Here is a 1,214-nt window from a genome sequence, read left to right on the forward strand (position 1 = left end):
TTTGCTTCGACTGCGGCATTGCCTTCTTCGCCATTGGCGGCCAGACCATCGACAACTTCGATGATCCAATCTGCGATTTGACGGAACTCGACTTCTCCAAAACCTCGTGTCGTGCCAGCAGGAGAACCAAGGCGGATGCCGCTGGTGATAGTTGGTTTCTCGGGGTCAAACGGAACGCCGTTCTTGTTGCAGGTGATATGCGCACGACCCAATGCTTTCTCGGTCGCGTTACCCTTAACGCCTTTGGGGCGCAGGTCGACCAGCACCACATGGGTGTCGGTGCCGTGGGTCACGGTGTCGAGACCGCCCTTGATCAGCTGATCTGAAAGGGCCTGAGCGTTCACGATAACCTGCTTGATGTAGTCCTTGAATGAGGGCCGCAGCGCCTCGCCAAACGCTACTGCTTTGCCAGCAATCACATGCATCAGCGGACCACCCTGAATACCGGGGAAGATTGCCGAGTTTACCTTTTTCGCGATCGCTTCGTCGTTGGTCAGGATCATGCCTCCGCGGGGGCCGCGCAGCGTCTTGTGCGTGGTGGTTGTCGCGACGTGTGCGTGCGGGAAGGGCGAGGGGTGCTCACCCGCTGCAATCAGGCCTGCGATATGGGCCATATCCACGTGCAGGTACGCACCAACCATATCGGCGATCTCGCGCATGCGGGCAAAATCGATAATACGCGGAATGGCCGAACCGCCTGCGATGATAAGCTTGGGCTGGTGTTCTTTGGCCAGCGCTTCGATCTGATCATAGTCGATCAGATTGTCTTGCTTGCGCACGCCATAGTGGACTGCATTGAACCATTTGCCCGATTGGTTTGGGGCTGCACCGTGGGTCAGGTGACCGCCGGCATCCAGGCTCATACCCAGAATCGTGTCACCAGGTTTGATCAGCGCCTGGAACACCCCTTGGTTTGCCTGCGAGCCCGAGTTTGGCTGGACATTGGCGAACTCGCAGCCGAACAGCTGCTTGGCCCGATCGATAGCCAGGTTTTCGGCGACATCGACGAATTGGCATCCGCCATAGTACCGGCGGCCCGGATAACCTTCGGCATATTTATTGGTCATGACCGAGCCCTGCGCTTCCATGACAGCGGCAGAGACGATGTTTTCCGATGCGATCAGCTCGATTTCATCGCGCTGGCGGCCCAATTCGGATGTGATCGAGCCAAATAGCTCGGGGTCACGATCGGAAAGGGATTGGGTGAAGAAACC

1 protein-coding gene is annotated in these 1,214 nt (G+C 57.7%); it reads right to left on the bottom strand.

Going from position 1 to position 1,214, the window contains the following annotated elements; genetic code table 11:
- The coding region (gene glyA / locus ACR0JR_RS22355) for a serine hydroxymethyltransferase (protein ID WP_480458213.1) at positions 1-1,214 on the bottom strand (1,214 nt) is incomplete at both ends.

Source organism: Ruegeria sp. AA3 (assembly GCF_056542905.1).